Source organism: Streptomyces sp. NPDC020681, assembly GCF_044334895.1.
In the GTDB taxonomy this organism is placed as follows: Bacteria; Actinomycetota; Actinomycetes; order Streptomycetales; family Streptomycetaceae; genus Streptomyces.
This window is the reverse complement of record NZ_JBIRTX010000005.1, coordinates 546537-565760: the sequence shown is the minus strand read 5'-3', so window position 1 is coordinate 565760 and position 19224 is coordinate 546537. Positions and strand designations below refer to the sequence as shown.

Here is a 19224-nt window from a genome sequence, read left to right as displayed (position 1 = left end):
TGAACGGGGAGGCGGTCATTGGTCTGTCGCCCATGCGATGTATCCGTCGGGCCGGACCAGGAGCGCGCCGCGACGGTTCGTGGACCAATGCGCGTGGACGGCGCTGTCCGGTGCGGCCGGAGCCGCAGGTGTCTCGCCCTCCGGAGCCACCAGCACGAACTCGCCCTTGCGCAGCAGTTCATAGAGCCGGCCCTCGGCGAGTTGCAGATCCGGGGCCCGCCTGCCGGTGAGGCGGTGGGCGCCGCGCGGTGCGTCGTAGGCGATGCCGATGCCGGAGACCATGCCCATCGCCTTGGCAGCGGCCGGGCGGACCGCGCTCAGGAAGCGGGAGATCAGCGAACGGGCCGCGCGCTGAAGCGGGTTGTGGGCCATGGCGAGGCGGACGATCCCGCCGCTGCCGCGCAGCACCGTCGCGCCGACCGGGTGACGCTCCGCGTGGTAGCTGTCGAGGAGGGCCTCGGGGTCGAGGGCCTGGCCCTTGACGACCGAGGCGAGCTTCCAGGAGAGGTTGGCCGCGTCCTGCATGCCGGTGTTCATGCCCTGGCCGCCAGCGGGGGAGTGGACGTGGGCCGCGTCGCCGGCGAGGAAGACGCGACCGGTGCGATACGCCGGGACCTGGCGCTCGTCGCTGTGGAAGCGGGAGATCCAGCGCGGGTCGTGCATGCCGTGGTCGGTGCCGAGGGCGAGCCGGGCGATCTCGCGCACCTCGTCGAGCCCGACAGGCTCGCGGTCGGAGACCTGGCGCTTGCGGTTCCATCCCATGACGCGGTACCAGCCGTCGCCGAAGGGCGCGATGAAGGCGAAGGCGTCGTTGGCGCCGTTGACGGTGAGCAGACCCTCGGGCTCCTCCGTGAGCCGGACGTCCGCGAGGACGATGGAGCGGATGACGGACCGGCCTGGGAAGGGCAGACCGAGCGAAGTGCGCACGGCGCTGCGCACGCCGTCGGCGCCGACGAGATAGCGGGCGTGGAGGGTGCTTCGCGCTCCGTCGGCGTCCGCTATTTCGGCGGTGACCGAGTCGGTGGTCTGGCTCAGGCCGGTCAGCTCCGTGTCGTACCGGAAGGTGACACCGGTGGAGAGCGCGCGGCGCTCCAGCAGTCGCTCCACCTCGTACTGCGGGGTGATCAGCAGATACGGGAAGCGGGAGGGCAGCCGGGTCAGATCCAGCGAGAGCCGCCGGAACAGCCGGAGGGATGTGATGAGTGTGCCTGTCGTGACCAGCTCGTCCGCCAGGCCTCTGGCGTCCAGGAGCTCCAGCGTGCGGGCGTGCACGCCGAACGCCCGCGTCATATTGCTGGACTCGTGCGGGCGGCGCTCGATCACGGTGACCGAAAGGCCCGTGGCGGCGAGATCGCCCGCGAGCAGCATGCCGGTCGGGCCTGCACCTACGACGATCACATCGGTTCCGGGGTTGGCGCGCATGACTGCCTCCTGAATGCCAACGATTGTTGGCCAACATCTGTTGGTCAACGCTTGTTGGCAACGGTAGGGCGGAGCGGCTTGCGATGTCAACACCTGTTGGCCTACAGTTGTTGGCATGACGGAAACCGCCGGCGCGCCGCGCCGCTCCGATGCGACCAGGGCCGCGATCCTCGAAGCCGCGCGCGAGCGCTTCGCGGCCGACGGCTATGAGCGCGCGACCATCCGGGCCATCGCGCGCGACGCCGACATCGATCCGTCGATGGTCATGCGGTACTACGGCAACAAGGAGGGGCTGTTCGCGGCCGCCTCCGAATTCGATCTGCGCATCCCGGAGGTCGGCGCCCTGCCGACCGCTCACATAGGTGCGGTGCTTGTCTCCCACTTCCTCGACCGGTGGGAGCAGGACGAGGTGCTGACCGCGCTGCTGCGCGCCAGCGTCACCAATGCCGCGGCCGCCGACCGGGCCCGCGAGATCTTCAAGGCCCAGCTCGGGCCCATTGCCCTCGGCGTCTGCCCCGACCCCGCCGAGGCTCCTCGCCGTGCCGCCCTCGTCGCCTCGCAGATACTCGGCATGGCGCTGGCTCGCTATGTGCTGCGCTTCCCGCCCGCCGTGGACATGTCCCGCGAAGAGGTAGTCGCCTGGCTGGCCCCGACGGTTCAGCGCTATCTGACGGCCGAACTGCCGTAACGGGCACGAAGGGCAGCGGCTCTGCTCCGTACAATCTCTGCATGACGCAGAAGAAAGCGGCCGGACGCAAGCGGCTGATGGACGAGCTGTCCATCGCCTCGCGCCGCTACATGGCCTCGTACGCCCTGTTCAACCAGGCCCTCGCCGACCATCTGCGGCTCCACCCCACCGACCTCCAGTGCCTCAATCTGCTGGGACTCGAGCCCGGGCCCGTCACCACCGGGCGGGTCGCCGAGCTGACCGGGCTGACCACCGGGTCCGCGACGCGGCTCGTCGACCGGCTGGAGCGGGCCGGGTACGTCACGCGCGAGCGCGACGCCGAGGACCGGCGGCGGGTGCTGGTGACGGTCGTGCCGGAGCGGATGGCGGAGTTCGGTGAGGTGTGGCAGAAGCTGAACGGCTCCTGGTACGCCATGTTCGACGCGTACGGCGACGAGGAGATCGCGCTGCTCACCGCCCATATGCGGCGGACCGTGGAGCTGAGCGCCGCGCAGGTCGAGCGGCTGCGCGGCGGGGAGCTGTAGAAACAGTCGTGTCCTGCCCGGCGAAACCGGCTGGGCAGGGCCTAGGCCGCCGCGCCGCCGAACTCGCGCAGCGCCTCCTCGACGATCGCCTCCAGGCGGGCGTGGTGCGCTCCCCGCCAGTACACCCGCTCGCAGGCCGTGCACTGCGCGAACACGTCGTACGAGCGCTGCGTGCCGTGATGCAGCCGGCCCTGGACCGAGTCCTTGTCGGCCTCCGTCAGCCGGCCGTTGCACGCCGTGCAGCGGGTCCAGGGTGCGAGGACGGGCGCGAACCGCTCCAGTACGTCGCGGAGTTGGTCGTCCGGCCGGTCGCTGTAGATGTACGCCCCGGCAAAGATCTCTCGCCGCCGCAGCAGCCCGCGGTCCCGCGAGAGGAGTACGCGCCGCTCCTTCGCGGAGAGCGTCGCCAGCGCCGGGTCGCCGATGTCCTCGTTCTCGTACGCCGCGTCGACGCCGAGGAGCCGAAGCCGGCGCGCCAGCGTGCCGAGGTGGACGTCGAGCAGAAAGCGCAGCGGAGCGCCGGGGACCGCCTGAGGCCGCTCGACGCCGTACACCTCGACGCTCTCACCCGCGCGGGGGATGTGAGAGACGGCCACCTCTCGGCCGTCGACGAGCAGCCGGCCCGCTTCGGTGAGCGGGACGCCGAGCGACTCGACGACATGGCCGAGCGTCGACGATCCGTCGGTGACCACGGTCGTACGCCCCTGACGGCGCTCCGCGGATACGAAGAGCCGCAGCTCAGGCGCGACGCTGAGATGGATTTCCGGTCCGTTCACGCGGCCAGCATGTCATCGGGCGGCGCGGAAGGCATCCGCGTTCTCGGCCGCCCACTCGGCGAAGGTACGGGCCGGGTGCCCGGTCAGCTCCTCGACGGTACGGGTGAGAGGCGTCGGTGAACCGTCCGTCGAGGCCCAGTAGTTGAGCAGACCGTCGGCGAAGGCGGCCGGCATGTATCCGGCCATGGACTCCTTCCAGGCCTCGCGGGTCACGGCGTTGAAGGGGACGGTGCGGCCGACGGCGCGTTCGAGCACGGCGATCTGTTCGGTGAAGGTGAGCGACTCGGGGCCGGTCAGGTGGTACGTCGCGCCGCGCAGCCGCTCCTGAGTGAACAGCGCGAACGCGGCCTCGGCGATGTCCCGCTCGTGGATCGGATCGCTGTAACTGCCGGGGTACGGAAGGTCGATCACCCCGGCGGACTCGAGCGCCCAGCGCCACTGGAGCGCGTTGCTCGCGAAGGCCCCGGGCTGCAGAACGCTGGTCTCGACGGGCGAGGCGGCCAGGGCCTGTTCGACGGCGAGGTGGGAGGCGGCGATCGGGTTGTCGGCGGCGTCCCGGTCGCGTACGGAACTGGAGGAGAGCAGCACGATGTGCTGGACGCCGGCGGCGGCTGCCTCGTCGAGGAAGGCGTCGATGTGGGACGGCTCGGCGTACAGGAACACCGAGGTCACGGCGGAGAGCGCGGCGGGGAAGGTCGCCGGGTCGTTGAGCGCGCACCGCACGGCGCCGACTCCGGCGGGCAGGTCGAGTTCGTCGAGCTTTTCGGGGGCGGCGGACGCGGCCCGGACGGGGGCTCCGGCCTGGTGGAGGAAGGCGATGAGGGCGGAGCCGACTTTGCCGCGGGCTCCGGTGACGAGGGTGGTCATGGAGGTGGTCCTTGAGGATCGGAGGTACACGAGAGGATATGCATGACGTGGCACAGAAGCTGCGTCACGCAGATAAATATCGGTGGAAGGGCGATCCTCGTCAAGCGGGTTTCGGTGAGGTTGCCCTCAGCGGGCCTGGGCGCGCAGGTCCAGCCGCCAGTCGTTGCAGCGAATCGGATGGCCCGGCGGGTACTCGAAGTCGGCCTCGCCCATCAGCTCGAAGCCGGCCTTCCTGCACACCGCGTTCGACGGGCCGTTCTCGGTCGACGGATACGCGTGGAGATGGCGGTGTCTGTGCTCGGTGCGCGCCTCCGCGGCCACCGCGAGCGTGGCCGCCGTCGCGATCCCACGGCCCTGGAAGCCGGGCAGGACGGTCCAGCCCGTCTCGTACACCTCCTCGTCCTGCCAGGTCTTCGCCCAGAAGCCGACCGTGCCCGCCGCCTCGCCGGTCTCCTCCAGCACGATCCGGTACATCCGGCCCCTGCCGGTGCCGTCGGCGCTCAGCTCCACATAGCGCTGGTGCCGCGTGACCAGCTGCTCCTCCGATTCGGGGCCGCCCAGGTGATCCATCAGCTCCGGCGCGTTCGCAGCGCGGAGCAGGTCGAAGTCGGCCTCGGACCATGGCTCGAGACGTACTGCCGATGCTTTGATCTCCATGTCACGCACTGTAGGACGCGAGTCTGACAATCGGGGCGGATCGAGAACGGACCGAGAGCGGATCAAGAACGACCGAGAGCGGATCACGGGTGGGATCGGGGGTGGGCAGGATGAGCCGCACTGGCCTGTGGATGGTCGGCGCCGTTCCGGATGCCGAAGTCGCCGCGCTGCCGGGGCGGTTCGCCGATCTTGAGGGCGCGTGGGTCGTGCCGCCGGGATACGCCGATGACCTCGCGTGGTGGCTCAGCGGCGGCGACCGCGAGCCGTACTTCACGCCTGGTCCGACGGCCGCGGCGCGGCGCTTCGCCGCGTTCGCCTGGAGCGGAGGGCCGAGCGCGCCGGCGGTCGCCGCGATGAAGGAGGCGGGGCGGGAGCTGCTGCGTGCCGCGTCGGGCGAGCAGGTCTTTGCGGCCGCCGCGCGCGAGGGAGATCCGGCGGTCGCGCTCTGCTACGGCCTCGGCGCGGAGGCTTCGGCGAGGCTGCCGGGCTGGTTCGGCGACTTCCTGCTGACGGCGGCGGAGGTACGGGCGGTTCTGCCGCACGCGGAGTCGGCGCTGGCGGTTTCGGGCCCGGGACGGGTGGAGGTTCTGGCGCGGATCGACGTGTGGCTGTCGGCGATGAGTGACGGATCGGACTTCGAGCCGGGGATGTTGCTGGACGGGCCGCTGAGGGTGCTGCGGTATGCGGCGGGACGGGGGATGGGGGCGGTGGGGGTTACCGGAGCCGGGTGATGCGCCCGCCGGAGCCCCGCGCTCGCCGGAAGAATCGCTACGGAGAAGGCTGGCGGGCGTAGGCCGTCGGCGGGACTCCCACCGTGGACGTGAAGTCCCGTACGAGATGCGCCTGGTCGCTGTAGCCGAGTTCCGCGGCCAGGGCCGCCCAGTCCGGGCCGGACTCCGATCCGGATCCGTCCTCGGGGGACTCGCTCGACTCCGCCCGCTCCAGCGCCTCGTGGATGCGGTAGCGCAGGATGACCCACTTCGGGCCGACGCCGACGTACGCCGCGAACAGGCGTTGCAGCGAGCGCGCCGACACGCCCTCCGCGGTTGCCAGTTCCGCGACCCGGCGGATCGTGCGGTCCGTGCGGACCAGTTCGACCAGCTCCATCGCGCGCAGCGCCTGCGGGTCCGGCTGCGGGTCGAGGCCGAGGAGGAAGGCGTCGAGGGCCGCGACCCGGGCGTCTTCGTCCTCGGGAGTGATGATCGCGGACGCCGCACCCGGCGCGGACGGTGCGTCCACAGCACCCGGCGCGGACGCTGCGCCCGCAGCACCCGGCGCGGACGCCGTGCCCTCGGCATCCGGCAGCGCCTCCTCGATCCGTACCCGCCGGCCCGTCCAGTCCGACACCGGCCGGTGCGGCGCGAACGGGCGGAAGCCGCCCGGGCGGAACTGGATCCCGCACACCCGGCCCCGGCCCTCCAGCTTCTGCGTGAACAGCTCCAGACCGATCCCCGCGACCTCGCCCCACGCGGGCTCGTCGCCGTATCGCTGGAAGACGATGTTCACCGACGGGTGCGGCACCACATGGGAGGCGTAGGGCTCCGGGAGGTCCCAGTCGATGAGCCAGTAGTGCTCGAGGTACGGGCGCAGGTCCGGAGCGGGCTCGCGGCGGCGGAAACGAACCCGCGTGAAGAGTTCGCGGGCTTCCACGATGCCGCGGGTGTCACGGCGCGGACCTGCCATGACGGGGATCCTATGTCGCGTTTCTTCAAGACGCAGGGGCGCGGGCGTGCCTACCTTCGGGCCATGACGAACATCAGCAGTGACCGTCCCATCAGTGAGCTGCTCGATTCGGCGGGCGAGCGTGCCGTGGCCGTGGTGCGCGGGATCGCCGACGAGCGTCTCGCCGGCCCGACACCGTGCCCCGAGTACGACGTGCGGGCACTGGCCGATCACCTCATCCAGGTTGTGATCAACTTCCAGGCGCTGGCGGCGAAGCAGAACGCCGACTTCAGCGTCGAGCGGCACTACACCGACGGCGGCGCGGACTGGCGGAGCCGGTTCGCCGAGGAGACCGCCACGCTCGTGAAGGCATGGGCCGCGCCCGGCGCCGAGGAGGGCACCACGGGGACGTTCGGCCTGCCGGCCAGGACTGTCGGGCACATGGTGCTCGGCGATCTGACCGTCCACGCCTGGGATCTGGCGCGGGCGACCGGGCAGGAGTACGCACCTGATCCGGCGGTGGTCGACGAGATCGGGCCGGCGCTGGCGGAAATGGCGCCGATGGCGCGCAAGGGCGGGGTCTTCGGCGAGCCGGTTCCCGTGCCGGAGGATGCCTCCGACTTCGACAAGGTGCTTGCGCTGACCGGGCGGGACCCGCAGTGGAGCCCTGAATCGGGACCCGCACTGGAGCCCTGAGTAGCGAGTTGTCGAGGGCCGGGGCCGGTCCTTCGGGCCCCTGCCCCGCCCTACGGCCGAGGGATCAGGGCCACACCAGGCAGTACGGCTGGTGCCCCGCCTCATGCAGACGATGGCTGAAATCCTGCCATTCGTGCAGCAGCTGGTAGACGTTGAACGCGTCCCGCGGGCCGCCCCTGTCCGGGACCGTCGACCAGATGAAGGCCGCCGCGCCCACCGACTCTTCGCCGATGCCGCGGAGCGGGTCGACCACCGTCATCGGGAGTTTGACCACTGCGTAGTCGGGGTGCAGCACCACGAGCTCCAACGGCGGCACCTTGTGCAGGGGCATGCCCTGGATGCCGGTGAGCACCATCGCGGCTATTGTCTCGGGCTTGATCTTGGTGAACAGGCCGTTCATACCGAGTTCGTCGCCGCCGAGCTCTTCCGGGCGCATCGAAATCGGCACCCGTGCGGCTGTGGCACCGTCGGGCGCACCGAAGTACTTGTAGGTCACCCCCACTCGGCCGCTCCTGCCTCCCGTGGCATCAGCGCCCTCGTCGCCTCGCCGGTGTTTTCCCCGCCGGGCAGGCTCAGGACCCAGACCGTCGGTCCCCTCGCCCAGTCCGCCACCGCGATGCATATCTCCACCCGACCACTCGCAGCCCCCGCCGCGCAACCCGATCATCGTGACAGTGACCTCCCCCACGAACGTGCGGTGAAACACCAGTCCGCTAGATCGCCGGGGCCTCTGACACCATGGATTCCGTGAGCTTTCCCTGTGTCGCCCCAGTTTCGCAGACGCGAGGGGGGTGACGCCGTTTCGTAATACGAGGAGATCGCGCTCCTTGCTCACCGTTGGCCGAGATCATTCCGCCCCGGCCGCCCGTACACCCGAATCGCAGATCAGGACCAAAGTGGCGTATTCATACGAAGCACCAGTTTCGCAGACGCTTTTCGACCGCGCGTCCCTCGTGACGCCCGGCGGCGTGAACTCTCCCGTGCGTGCCTTCCGTGCCGTGGGCGGTACGCCCCGGTTCATGGTGTCCGGTACCGGCCCGTACCTCACCGATGCGGACGGACGCGAATATGTCGACCTCGTCTGCTCGTGGGGGCCGATGATCCTCGGGCACGCACATCCCGAGGTGATCCAGGCCGTACAGACCGCCGTCGCCCGCGGCACCTCCTTCGGCACGCCCGGTGAGGGCGAGGTCGCGCTCGCCGAGGAGATCGTGGCCCGGGTCGGGCCCATCGAGCAGGTACGGCTGGTTTCCAGCGGTACGGAAGCCACCATGTCGGCGATCCGGCTGGCCCGCGGTTTCACCGGCCGGGCCAAGGTCATCAAGTTCGCCGGCTGCTACCACGGTCATGTGGACGCGCTGCTGGCCGCGGCCGGCTCCGGAGTCGCGACCTTCGCGCTGCCCGATACGCCCGGCGTCACCGGCGCTCAGGCGGGCGACACGATCGTGCTGCCGTACAACGACCTGGAGGCCGTGCACGAGGCGTTCCACGCGCATCCCGGCGAGATCGCCTGTGTGATCACCGAGGCCTCGCCCGGCAACATGGGCGTGGTCCCGCCGGGTCCCGGCTTCAACCAGGGCCTCAAGGACGCCTGCGCCAAGAACGGCGCGCTGTACATCTCCGACGAGGTGATGACCGGCTTCCGCACGTCGAAGGCCGGCTGGTACGGCATCGACGGCGTGAAGCCCGACCTGATGACCTTCGGCAAGGTCATGGGCGGTGGGTTCCCGGCCGCCGCCTTCGGCGGCCGGGCGGACGTGATGGGGCATCTCGCGCCCGCCGGACCGGTCTACCAGGCAGGCACGCTCTCCGGTAACCCGGTGGCCACGGCCGCCGGTCTCGCGCAGCTCCGGCTCCTCGACGACGCCGCGTACGAGAAGGTCGACAAGGTCTCCGAGGAGATCCGGGCCCTGGTCACCGGCGCGCTCACCAAGGAAGGCGTCGCGCACCGGCTGCAGACCGCGAGCAACATGTTCTCGGTCTTCTTCACCGGCAGAGACGTGCGCAACTACGAGGACGCGAAGAAGCAGGAAGCATTCCGCTTCAACGCGTTCTTCCACTCGATGCTCGCGGACGGCGTCTATCTGCCGCCCTCGGCCTTCGAGTCGTGGTTCGTCTCGACCGCGCACGACGAGCGGGCCGTCGAGCGGATCGCCGCCGCGCTGCCCGCCGCCGCCCGCGCCGCAGCGGAGGCGACGGCATGAGCGAGCTGACCAACGGCACCGAAAGCGAAGAGATCACCGTCGTGCATGTGGTGCGGCACGGCGAGGTCGAGAACCCGGACGGGGTGCTCTACGGCCGCCGCGCCGGCTACCACCTGTCCGAGCTCGGCCGCCAGATGGCCGACCGGGTCGCCGAGCATCTCGCGGGCCGCGACATCACGCATGTCGTCTCCTCTCCGCTGGAGCGCGCGCAGGAGACCGCCGCGCCGATCGCCAAGAACCACGGCCTGACCCTCGACACCGACGAGCGGCTGATCGAGGCGGCCAATGTCTTCGAGGGCAAGACCTTCGGCGTGGGCGACGGCGCGCTGCGCAAGCCGGGCAACTGGAAGCATCTGACGAATCCGTTCCGCCCGTCCTGGGGCGAGCCGTACGTCGACCAGGTCGTACGGATGATGGGCGCGCTGAACACGGCACGCGACGCGGCCCGCGGGCACGAGGCCGTGTGCGTCAGCCATCAGCTGCCGATCTGGATCGTGCGGAGCTTTGTCGAGCGGCGTCGTCTCTGGCACGATCCGCGCCGCCGTCAGTGCACACTCGCGTCACTGACCACGTTCACATTCCACGGTGACCGCATTGTCTCCGTCGGTTACACCGAGCCCGCGCGCGATCTTGTTCCGGCCCATCTTCTTGCCGGTGCCAAGCCGGTGAAGGGTAAAGCGAAAGCATTTGGTGCGTAGGTCTTCACAAAAATAAGCAGTCGCCCAGGAACCCCCGTCCTGCGCATGCCCTCTAAATCGGTGGCCGGTTTGGAAGGGCTCCCCCTTATCAGGGAGCGCGGACGGGGGACGAAATGCGGAACATCAGCCGAAGGGGCCTGCTCGGAGCGGGACTTGGAGCCGCGGCCGCGATCTCGGTCGCGGGCTGCGGGTCTCTGGGCGGTGGCGAAAGCGGACATAGCGGCTCAAATGGCGGCAGTAGCAACGGTTCCGGCAAGGGAGAAGGCAGCGATCCCTCGCCGTCGAAGAGCCAGGGCAGGCCCATAGGCGACGGCTCCACCTCCGACACCGGAAAGCAGCCGCACCAGCCGCAGGCCCCCGTTCCTCTCGAACCGGGGCAGACGCCGCCGCAATTCGTGGTCTTCTCCTGGGACGGCGCCGGCGAGGTCGGCAATGGCCTCTTTCCGCGCTTCCTCGAACTCGCCAAGAACGAGGGCGCGGCCATGACCTTCTTCCTCTCCGGGATCTATCTGCTGCCCGAGTCCAAGAAGACGCTCTACCGCCCGCCGAACAATGGCATCGGCGCGTCCGACATCGGCTATCTCACCGATGACCACATCAAGGAGACGCTGAAGCACGTACGCCAGGCATGGCTCGACGGCCATGAGATAGGCACGCACTTCAACGGGCATTTCTGTGCCGGTTCCGGATCGGTCGGCAACTGGTCTCCCGCCGACTGGCAGAAAGAGATCGACCAGGCTGTGTCGTTCGTCACCGAATGGCGTACGAACACCGGCTGGAAGGATCTCGACCCGCTGCCCTTCGACTACCGCAAGGAACTGGTCGGCGCGCGCACACCCTGTCTCCTCGGCCGGGACAAGCTGCTGCCGACGGCGAAGACGCTCGGCTGGCGCTATGACGCCAGCTCGCCGGGCGGCCGCCAGATGTGGCCGGAGAAGCGGGGCGGCCTGTGGGATCTGCCGTTGCAGCAAGTGCCGTTTCCGGGGCACTCCTTCGAGGTGCTCTCGATGGACTACAACATGCTCGCCAATCAGTCGCAGAATTCGACCAAGGGCATACCGTCGCGCTATCCCGGCTGGAAGCGGCAGGCCACCGATGCGTATCTCGCCGGATTCAACCGGGCGTACGAGTCCAATCGCGCGCCGTTCTACATAGGCAACCACTTCGAGCAGTGGAACGGCGGCATATACATGGACGCCGTCGAGGAGGCGCTCAAGGGCATGGCCGGCAAGAAGGACGTACGGCTGGTCTCCTTCCGCCAGTTCTGCGACTGGCTCGACGTCCAGGACCCGCAGGTGCTCGCCAAGCTCCGCACGCTGGATGTCGGCCAGGGCCCGGCAGGCGGCTGGAACACATTTTTTAACGCGGCCTGACAAGGGGCCTTTCCGGGCATCGGAGGCACGGAGAGCGGCACCGAGGGGGCCGCGGAAGATCGCCTCAAGCGCCATGCGAAACTTTTCACATGAGCCTTAGCCGTGCCTCTCGTGCTGCCCTGCTGACCACCGCGGTCGCCGTCGGCGCGCTCACGCTGTCCGCCTGCACCGGCGGGGACACCGGAAAGTCCGGCGGCGGCGGCAACACCAACTTCGTCACCGACGCCGGCGGCATCTCCACCGCGGCGAAGGGGCAGCGCACCACGCCCAACAAGCTCGCCGGAGAGACCCTCGACGGCAAACAGCTCGACATCGCCGACCTCAAGGGCAAGGTCGTCGTGCTGAATGTGTGGGGCTCCTGGTGCCCGCCGTGCCGCGCCGAGGCCAAGCATTTCGCCAAGGTCGCCAAGGCGACGAAGTCGCAGGGCGTGGAGTTCGTCGGGATCAATACCCGCGACCCCAACAAGACGCCGGCGCTCGCCTTCGAGCAGGATTACGGCGTCGAGTACCCGAGCCTGTACGACCCGGCCGGCAAACTGATCGTCAACGGCTTCCCCAAGGGCAGCCTCAATCCGCAGGCGATTCCTTCCACGATCGTGCTCGACCGCGAAGGCAAGATCGCGGCCCGCTCGCTGAAGGCGCTCGACGAGACGGAACTCCGCAAGATCGTCGAACCGCTGATCGCGGAGAAGTGATCCCGTGCAGGTTCTCGCCGCGGCATCCGGCATGAATGAAACGGTCCTGGGCGGCGCGCTGGTACTCGCGCTGCCGATCGCCGTACTCGGCGGACTCGTCTCCTTCTTCTCGCCGTGCGTGCTGCCGCTCGTACCCGGCTATCTCAGCTATGTCACCGGCGTCAGCGGCACCGACCTCGCCGAGGCCAGACGCGGCCGGATGGTCGCCGGAGCCTCCCTGTTCGTCCTCGGCTTCACCGCCGTCTTCGTCTCCGGCGGCGCGCTGTTCGGCTACTTCGGCTCGACGCTGCAAGGACAGCGTGAGGTGCTCTCCAAGATCCTCGGCGTGCTGATGATCCTGCTCGGCGTCTTCTTCATGGGCATGATGCCGTGGCTCACCCAGCGTGAATTCCGCTTCCACAAGCGGCCGGTGACCGGTCTGGCCGGCGCTCCGCTGCTGGGCGCGCTGTTCGGCGTCGGCTGGACGCCGTGCATCGGCCCGACGCTCTCGGCCGTGCAGGTGCTCGCGGCCGAGCAGGCGAGCGCGGGCCGCGGGGCCATACTGACGGTCGCGTACTGCATCGGTCTGGGACTGCCCTTCGTCCTCGCGGCGGTCGCCTTCCGCAAGGCGCTGGGCGCGTTCGGCTGGGTCAAGCGCCACTACGTCTGGGTGATGCGGACCGGCGGCATCATGATGATCGCGACCGGTGTGCTGCTGCTGACCGGTGTGTGGGACACCCTGGTGCAGCAGATGCAGGGCTGGACCAACGGCTTCACGGTGGGGGTCTGAACTCCGATGAGCAACACAGAGACCGAAGAGCAGCGGGACAGCGGTGAGTACGCCGCGGCCGGGGCGCAGCTCTCCACCGCGCCGCGCGAAGAGCTCTCCGGCGGGGTCGGCGGACCGACGCTCGGCGTCATCGGCTGGGTTCGCTGGTTCTGGCGGCAGCTGACCTCGATGCGGGTCGCGCTGATCCTGCTGTTCCTGCTGTCGCTGGGCGCGATCCCCGGCTCGCTCATCCCGCAGAACAGCGTGGACGAGCTGAAGGTGGCGGACTGGAAGGCCACCCACGAGTTCTGGACGCCGCTCCTCGAGAAGCTGCAGTTCTTCGACGTCTACAGCTCGGTCTGGTTCTCGGCGATCTACATCCTGCTGTTCGTCTCCCTCATCGGCTGCATCGTGCCGCGCTCCTGGCAGTTCGTCGGCCAGCTCCGCGGCCGGCCGCCGGGCGCGCCCGGGCGGCTGACCCGGATGCCCGCGTACACGACGTGGCGTACGCACGCCGAGCCCGAGCAGGTGCGCGAGGCCGCGCTCGCGATCGTGAAGCGCCGCCGCTTCCGCGCCCATGTCGTCGGTGACGCGGTCGCCGCCGAGAAGGGCTATCTGCGCGAGGCGGGCAACCTGATCTTCCACATCGCGCTGATCGTGATGCTGGTGGCGTTCGCGGTGGGCCAGCTCTTCAAGTCCGAGGGCGGAAAGCTGGTCGTCGAGGGCGACGGCTTCTCCAACACGCTGACGCAGTACGACGACTTCAAGTCCGGGTCGATGTTCAGCGCCGACGAACTCCCGCCGTTCAGCTTCACGCTGGACAAGTTCACCGGCACGTACGCCAAGAGCGGGCCCGAGCGCGGCACGCCGCGCGTCTACAAGGCCGAGGTCACCTACACCAAGGGCGACGGCACCGAGGGCAAGAAGGCCATCGAGGTGAACAAGCCCCTGGTGTTCGGCAGCACCAAGGTCTATCTCAACGGCCACGGGTACGCCCCCGTCGTCACGGTCAGGGACGGCAAGGGCAAGGTCGTCTTCAACGGCGCGGTGCCGCTGCTGCCCATCGACAACAACGTCACCTCCACCGGCGCCATCAAGGTGATGGACGGCTACCGCGACAAGAACGGCAAGAAGGACCAGCTGGGCTTTGCCGCGCTGTTCGTGCCGACGTTCGCGGGCAAGGGGAAGGGGACGATGTTCTCGCAGTTCCCCGGACTCGAGTTCCCGGTGCTCAATGTGGGCGCGTACCACGGCAGTCTCGGCGTGGACTCGGGACTGCTGCAGAACGTGTACCAGCTCGACACCAGCAAGATGAAGGCGTTCAAGGACGACAAGGGCCGGATCCTCAAGAAGGACCTGCTGCCCGGCGAGACCCTGACGCTGCCGGACGGCGCGGGCTCCATCACGTTCGAGAAGGACGTGAAGGAGTGGGCGACCTTCCAGATCTCGGAGCAGCCCGCCAGCGGCTGGGCGCTGACCGGAGCGGTCGCCGCGATCGCCGGTCTCGTCGGCTCGCTGTTCATCCAGCGCCGCCGCCTCTGGGTGCGGGCCGTCACGGGTGACGACGGCGTGACCGTCGTCGAGATGGCGGGGCTCGGCCGCAGCGAGTCCGCGAAGCTGCCCGAAGAACTGGCCGATCTGGCCGGGACCTTGCATGCGCAGGCGCCGACCGCGCCTGAAGAACCCTCAGACGTACCTGAATCCTCAGACGTACCTTCCGAAGGGGCTGAGAAGTGACGCTCGCCGCCGCAACCAACGAAAATCTGGCCCAGTTCAGCAATTCGCTGATCTACGCGTCGATGGCCGTCTACACCCTCGCGTTCTTCGCGCACATCGCGGAGTGGGTCTTCGGCAGCCGCAGCAAGGTCGGCCGCACGGCCGCCGCGCTGACCGGCGCGCAGGCGCAGCAGACGGGCAGCGTGAAGGTCCAGGTCGCCCAGCAGGCCGGCGGCACCGCCGTACTGGAGCGGCCGAAGATCATCACGCGGTCGGCGGCCGGGCGGCGCGATGTGCCGGACGGCCCCGGCGCGGCCGGCGGCACCGAGAAGGGCGACCTGTACGGGCGGATCGCCGTCTCGCTGACGGTGCTGGCCTTCCTCATCGAGGCGGTCGGAGTCGTCACTCGGGCGGTGGCGGTGCAGCGCGCGCCCTGGGGCAACATGTACGAGTTCTCCACCACCTTCTCCACGGTGGCGGTCGGCGTGTACCTCGGCTTCCTGCTCGCCCGCAAGCCGATCCGCTGGGTGGGTCTGCCGCTGGTCACCACCGTCCTGCTGGACCTGGGCATCGCCACCACCGTGCTGTACACCGACAGCGACCAGCTGGTCCCGGCGCTGCACTCGTACTGGCTCTGGATCCATGTCTCCACCGCGATCATCTGCGGTGCGGTCTTCTATCTCGGTGCGGTCGGCACCGTGCTCTACCTCTTCCGGGACTCCTACGAGAACAAGCTCGCAACAGGCGGCAAGCCCGGTTCCTTCGCCTCCTCGGTACTGGACCGGCTGCCGTCGGCGGCCTCGCTGGACAAGTTCGCGTACCGGATCAACGCCGCGGTCTTCCCGCTGTGGACCTTCACGATCATCGCCGGCGCGATCTGGGCGGGCGACGCCTGGGGCCGCTACTGGGGCTGGGACCCCAAGGAGGTCTGGTCCTTCATCACCTGGGTCGCGTACGCCTGCTATCTGCATGCCCGCGCCACCGCCGGCTGGAAGGGCCGCAAGGCCGCCTACCTGGCGCTCGCCGCGTTCGGCTGCTGGCTCTTCAACTATTACGGCGTGAACATCTTCGTCACCGGCAAGCACTCCTACGCCGGGGTCTGAGTAGCGTCCGGGCTCCGGGAGCGTGACGCTGGTGCCATGAGCGAGTTCCCTCGTGGCACCAGCGAGACCCGGGACGGCGATCTGCATCTGCTGCGCTTCGAGCTCCATCTGCCGCATCCGGCGGACGCCGTGTGGGCGGCCGTCGCGACTCCGGAGGGACTGCCGGGCTGGCTGGCCGCGGCCGATGTCCTGGAGCCGCGGATCGGCGGCGCGGTGACGTTGCGCTGGCTCAACGCAGAGGACGAGGGCGCGCACACGGTGGCGTCCGGGACGGTCACCGCGTGGGACGTCGAGCGCGTGGCGGAGTACACCGTCTCCGTGCACGGGCGGATCCGCTTCCACCTGGAGACGGTGGGCGTGTCGAGCACCGTGCTGCGCTTCACCAACGAGTTCCGCGGTACGGACGAGGTGCGGCTGGACAATCTGGCGGGCTGGCACCACCACTTCGAGCTGCTGGAGCGGGCGTTGGCGGGAGCGCCGGTGACGGACTGGTCGTCCTGGACGCCGGACCGGTGGGAGCAGCTGAGGGCCGAGTACGTCTGAGGGGCGCTGGGTCGTGTCCTAGTCCGCCGTGATCGCGTCGAGTTGCGCCCGCAGATACGCGTGGGAGTCGACACCTCTGACCGACGTGCCCGGATCGCACTCGTAGAAGTACACCAGTGACATCAGCTCCTCCGCAGGAGCGTCCAGCGGCGGCGGCAGCACCCGGTGGCGGCCCGAGCGCCAGCGGCCGTCGGTCCAGTGGACCATCAGGTCGCCGATGTTGATGGTGAACGCCGCCGGATCGTACGGCGCGTCCTCCCAGCCGCCGTCGTCCGTGAAGACCTGGAGCCCGCCCTTGCCCGCCTGCCGGTCCAGGACGGTGACCGTGCCGAAGTCCGTGTGCGGGCCGATGCGGAACTGGCCGGGCGCGGGCTCGCCGACGACCTCCGTGCCCGGGTACCAGTTGATGTTGAAGCCCCAGGTCGGGTGTCCGGTGTGGCGGGTGAAGAAGTCCTCGGGCTCGCCGAGCGCGACCCCGAGCACTTCCAGCAGCAGGTCCGAGAGCTTCCGCAGCTGTCCGAGATACGTCTCCACCAGCGGCCGCAGCGCCGGCGTCTCGGCCGGCCAGGTGTTGGGCAGGAACCACTCCCTGTCCACGGCCGGATCACCGGTCGGCTCCTCCGCCGCGAAGGACAGCGACTCCTTCAGGTCGGGCGGCGTCTCGGTGCCTTCCGCATAGCCGTTGGCCTCGGCGCCGGGACCGAGCCAGCCGCGGCCGCCCACCTTGACGGCGTAGGGCTCCTTGGCCGCGGCCGGAAGGCGGAAGAAGGCGCGGGCCGCGGCCCGGATCTCCGTACGCAGGCCAGGGTCCACTCCATGGCCCGTGACCAGCAGAAAGCCGGCCGTCCGCAAGGCACGGTCGACAGTCCGCGCGGTCTCGGCGCGCGCGGCCGGGTCGCCGGACAGCCAGGGGCGCAGATCGATGGTCGGGATGCGGGGCTGCTCGCTCATGTCTCTCATGCTTGCCCATGCGAGTGCCCGCGCGCACCTGCGCCGGGGAACCTCATCGGCCGGGCCGATGGGCCCATCGGAAGGACGCCCCAGTGGCTCGTGGACCGGCCGCGAGCCCGCTCGTACCGTCAAGGCATGACCTCGGAAAACAAGGGAACGGCCCAGCTCACCGCCGCGATGGTGCTCTCCGGCACGCTCGGGATCTTTGTCGTCGAATCCGGCGCGTCGCCCTTCAACGTCGTGTTCTTCCGCTGCTTGTTCGGCGCGCTCGCACTCGGCGCCTATGTGATCGCCCGCGGCTGGCTGCGCGACCACGGGTTCAGCCCGCGGACGCTCGGACTGGCCGTCGCGGGCGGCGCGTTCATCGTCTTCAACTGGGTGTTCCTGTTCAAGGCGTACGAGGCCACCTCGATCTCGCTGGCCACGGTCATCTACCACACACAGCCGTTCTTCCTGGTGCTGCTCGGCGCGGTCGTGCTGCGCGAACGTCTCACCGGCGCCCAACTGGGCTGGCTGGCCGCCGCGTTCGCGGGTCTTGTCCTCGTCTCCGGCGTGCGGCCCGGCGATCTCGGATCGCTCTCCGGCATCGGCCTTGCCCTGCTGGCCGCGCTGTTCTACGCGATCTCCACGCTGATCACCAAGCGCATCACCGGCGTACGACCGCATCTCGTGGCCCTCGTCCAGGTCCTGGCGGGCATCCCGCTGCTGCTGCCGCTGGCCGACTTCGCCGCCGCCGGATCGCTCGGCGCGGGCTGGGCATGGCTGGCCGGTCTCGGCATCATCCACACCGGACTGATGTATGTGCTGATGTACGCGGCGTACCAGAAGCTGCCCACCGCGAAGATCGCGGTGCTCGCCTTCACCTACCCGGCCGTCGCGATGGTCGCCGACTGGGCGGTGTACGGGCACCACATCGGGCTCGTCCAGGCGCTCGGCGTCCCGTTGATCGTGCTCGCCAGCCTGAAGGTGAACATGGCCAAGTCGCCCCGGGCGGTGGCTAGTTCGACTCCTGCTCCCGCACCAGCCGCATCGTCTCGTCGATGAACAGCCGCACATGCCGCGGAAGCCGCTTGCCCTCGCGCCACGCCACCTGCGTGTACAGCTGGAACGGCGGCTTCCACGGCAGCTCGACGAGCGCCCCGGACGCCAGCTCCGCACGGACCGTCATCCGCGGCAGCAGCGCCACGCCGAGCCCGCCCGCCACGCCCCGCTTGGTCGCCTCGATCGTGCCGAACTCCATGAACGGCGGCGGGGCGCCGGTGTGTTCGCGCAGCTCCTGCTCGAACAGATCGCGGTACGGGCAGCCCGGTTCCGTGCCGATGAGCTGTACGTCCGTCAGATCGCCGGTCACCAGGGCCGGCGAGCCGGCCAGCGGGTGCGCGGGCGCGCTCACCAGCACCAGCGGCTCGGCCGCCAGTACCTCGGACTCCAGGCCCGCGTGCTCGGTCTCGCGCTCCAGCAGGAAGCCGATGTCGTACACGCCCTGGCGCAGTGCCTGCCGGGTCTCGTCGCCGAGGGTCGGCCGCAGCGACAGCTTCACCTGCGGATAGCGGTGGTGGAACAGTTCGAGCAGCGCGGGCAGCCGGTAGGAGGTCAGCGACTCCATGGTGCCTACGTTGATCGTCCCGGCGGGCTCGTCGGCACCGGCGACCGCAGCTCTGGCCTCGTCGTTGAGCTCGATGATCCGGCGGGCGTACGGCAGCAGCCGCTCACCGGCCTCGGTGAGCCGGATCCGGCTGCCGAGCCGGTCGAAGAGCTCCGTGCCGAGCGAGCTCTCCAGGGCGCGGATCTGGCTGGTGACGCTGGACTGGGCGTACTTCAGCTCGGCCGCCGCCTGGGTGAAGCTGAGGACGGTGGCGACCTTTTCGAAGGTGACCAGCAGCCGAAGCTCCATCAGCGTT

At 69.5% G+C, this 19224-nt stretch carries 21 protein-coding genes; 13 read left to right on the top strand and 8 right to left on the bottom strand.

The genetic code is table 11. The annotated features are described in order from the left end of the window. Positions 1-15: 15 nt before the first annotated feature. Entirely contained in the window at positions 16-1422 is a 1407-nt protein-coding gene (locus tag ACH4YL_RS15595) for an FAD-dependent monooxygenase (RefSeq protein ID WP_398507827.1), read from the bottom strand. A gap of 115 nt (positions 1423-1537) precedes the next feature. On the opposite strand from ACH4YL_RS15595, the gene ACH4YL_RS15590 reads away from it, so the two are divergent. Further along, on the top strand, positions 1538-2110 hold the full coding sequence (locus ACH4YL_RS15590; RefSeq protein WP_398507826.1) for a TetR family transcriptional regulator: 573 nt from the start codon (positions 1538-1540) through the stop codon (positions 2108-2110). A 41-nt stretch (positions 2111-2151) separates the two neighbouring features. Further along, positions 2152-2634 carry a MarR family winged helix-turn-helix transcriptional regulator gene (locus ACH4YL_RS15585; RefSeq protein ID WP_398507825.1) on the top strand — a complete coding sequence of 161 codons (483 nt, stop codon included), beginning with the start codon at positions 2152-2154 and terminating at the stop codon, positions 2632-2634. Positions 2635-2675: 41 nt separating this feature from the next. Here the strand turns inward: ACH4YL_RS15585 and ACH4YL_RS15580 are convergent, their stop codons facing one another. From ACH4YL_RS15580 to ACH4YL_RS15570, 3 genes are all read right to left on the bottom strand, one after another. Continuing rightward, entirely contained in the window at positions 2676-3410 is a 735-nt protein-coding gene (locus ACH4YL_RS15580) for a Mut7-C RNAse domain-containing protein (protein ID WP_398507824.1), read from the bottom strand. A 12-nt stretch (positions 3411-3422) separates the two neighbouring features. Then, on the bottom strand, positions 3423-4277 hold the full coding sequence (locus ACH4YL_RS15575; RefSeq protein WP_398507823.1) for an NmrA family NAD(P)-binding protein: 855 nt from the start codon (positions 4275-4277) through the stop codon (positions 3423-3425). 126 nt (positions 4278-4403) lie between these two features. Further along, positions 4404-4934, bottom strand: a complete 531-nt coding sequence (locus ACH4YL_RS15570) for a GNAT family N-acetyltransferase (protein WP_398507822.1) — start codon at positions 4932-4934, stop codon at positions 4404-4406. A 110-nt stretch (positions 4935-5044) separates the two neighbouring features. On the opposite strand from ACH4YL_RS15570, the gene ACH4YL_RS15565 reads away from it, so the two are divergent. Continuing rightward, positions 5045-5665 carry a hypothetical protein gene (locus tag ACH4YL_RS15565; protein ID WP_398507821.1) on the top strand — a complete coding sequence of 207 codons (621 nt, stop codon included), beginning with the start codon at positions 5045-5047 and terminating at the stop codon, positions 5663-5665. A 37-nt stretch (positions 5666-5702) separates the two neighbouring features. On the opposite strand, the gene ACH4YL_RS15560 is transcribed toward ACH4YL_RS15565, so the two are convergent. Beyond that, positions 5703-6617 carry a DUF6597 domain-containing transcriptional factor gene (locus tag ACH4YL_RS15560; RefSeq protein ID WP_398507820.1) on the bottom strand — a complete coding sequence of 305 codons (915 nt, stop codon included), beginning with the start codon at positions 6615-6617 and terminating at the stop codon, positions 5703-5705. Between the two features lie 63 nt (positions 6618-6680). Here ACH4YL_RS15560 and ACH4YL_RS15555 point away from each other — a divergent pair, with 63 nt between their 5' ends. Beyond that, on the top strand, positions 6681-7292 hold the full coding sequence (locus tag ACH4YL_RS15555) for a TIGR03086 family metal-binding protein (RefSeq protein ID WP_398507819.1): 612 nt from the start codon (positions 6681-6683) through the stop codon (positions 7290-7292). Between the two features lie 64 nt (positions 7293-7356). Here the strand turns inward: ACH4YL_RS15555 and ACH4YL_RS15550 are convergent, their stop codons facing one another. Next, positions 7357-7914 carry a hypothetical protein gene (locus ACH4YL_RS15550; RefSeq protein ID WP_398507818.1) on the bottom strand — a complete coding sequence of 186 codons (558 nt, stop codon included), beginning with the start codon at positions 7912-7914 and terminating at the stop codon, positions 7357-7359. A gap of 274 nt (positions 7915-8188) precedes the next feature. Between ACH4YL_RS15550 and hemL the strand changes: the two genes are divergently transcribed. The 8 genes from hemL (at position 8189) to ACH4YL_RS15510 (ending at position 16372) form a co-directional block, all read left to right on the top strand. Further along, positions 8189-9496 carry a glutamate-1-semialdehyde 2,1-aminomutase gene (hemL, locus tag ACH4YL_RS15545; protein WP_398507817.1) on the top strand — a complete coding sequence of 436 codons (1308 nt, stop codon included), beginning with the start codon at positions 8189-8191 and terminating at the stop codon, positions 9494-9496. Beyond that, positions 9493-10194 (top strand): histidine phosphatase family protein, encoded by a 702-nt coding sequence (locus ACH4YL_RS15540; protein WP_398507816.1) that lies wholly within the window; start codon positions 9493-9495, stop codon positions 10192-10194. The genes hemL and ACH4YL_RS15540 overlap by 4 nt, the downstream gene beginning before the upstream one ends. Positions 10195-10307: 113 nt before the next feature. After that, the gene (locus ACH4YL_RS15535) at positions 10308-11567 is read left to right on the top strand and encodes a hypothetical protein (protein WP_398507815.1); all 1260 of its coding nucleotides are present in this window, start codon (positions 10308-10310) and stop codon (positions 11565-11567) included. Positions 11568-11656: 89 nt separating this feature from the next. Next, positions 11657-12262: a TlpA family protein disulfide reductase gene (locus tag ACH4YL_RS15530; RefSeq protein ID WP_398507814.1), complete on the top strand. Its 606-nt coding sequence runs from the start codon at positions 11657-11659 to the stop codon at positions 12260-12262. A gap of 31 nt (positions 12263-12293) precedes the next feature. Next, on the top strand, positions 12294-13031 hold the full coding sequence (locus ACH4YL_RS15525) for a cytochrome c biogenesis CcdA family protein (RefSeq protein WP_398507893.1): 738 nt from the start codon (positions 12294-12296) through the stop codon (positions 13029-13031). Between the two features lie 6 nt (positions 13032-13037). Next, positions 13038-14747: a cytochrome c biogenesis protein ResB gene (locus ACH4YL_RS15520; protein ID WP_398507813.1), complete on the top strand. Its 1710-nt coding sequence runs from the start codon at positions 13038-13040 to the stop codon at positions 14745-14747. Beyond that, positions 14744-15829: a c-type cytochrome biogenesis protein CcsB gene (gene ccsB / locus ACH4YL_RS15515; protein WP_398507812.1), complete on the top strand. Its 1086-nt coding sequence runs from the start codon at positions 14744-14746 to the stop codon at positions 15827-15829. Before ACH4YL_RS15520 ends, ccsB begins: the two co-directional genes overlap by 4 nt. A gap of 36 nt (positions 15830-15865) precedes the next feature. Next, positions 15866-16372 (top strand): SRPBCC domain-containing protein, encoded by a 507-nt coding sequence (locus ACH4YL_RS15510; RefSeq protein ID WP_398507811.1) that lies wholly within the window; start codon positions 15866-15868, stop codon positions 16370-16372. A gap of 18 nt (positions 16373-16390) precedes the next feature. On the opposite strand, the gene ACH4YL_RS15505 is transcribed toward ACH4YL_RS15510, so the two are convergent. Next, on the bottom strand, positions 16391-17323 hold the full coding sequence (locus ACH4YL_RS15505) for an isopenicillin N synthase family dioxygenase (protein WP_398507810.1): 933 nt from the start codon (positions 17321-17323) through the stop codon (positions 16391-16393). A 135-nt stretch (positions 17324-17458) separates the two neighbouring features. Here ACH4YL_RS15505 and ACH4YL_RS15500 point away from each other — a divergent pair, with 135 nt between their 5' ends. Continuing rightward, on the top strand, positions 17459-18367 hold the full coding sequence (locus ACH4YL_RS15500; RefSeq protein ID WP_398507809.1) for a DMT family transporter: 909 nt from the start codon (positions 17459-17461) through the stop codon (positions 18365-18367). Here ACH4YL_RS15500 and ACH4YL_RS15495 read toward each other — a convergent pair. Next, positions 18321-19217, bottom strand: coding sequence for a LysR family transcriptional regulator (locus ACH4YL_RS15495; RefSeq protein WP_398507808.1), 897 nt, complete (start codon positions 19215-19217; stop codon positions 18321-18323). The genes ACH4YL_RS15500 and ACH4YL_RS15495 overlap by 47 nt on opposite strands. Positions 19218-19224 lie beyond the last annotated feature (7 nt).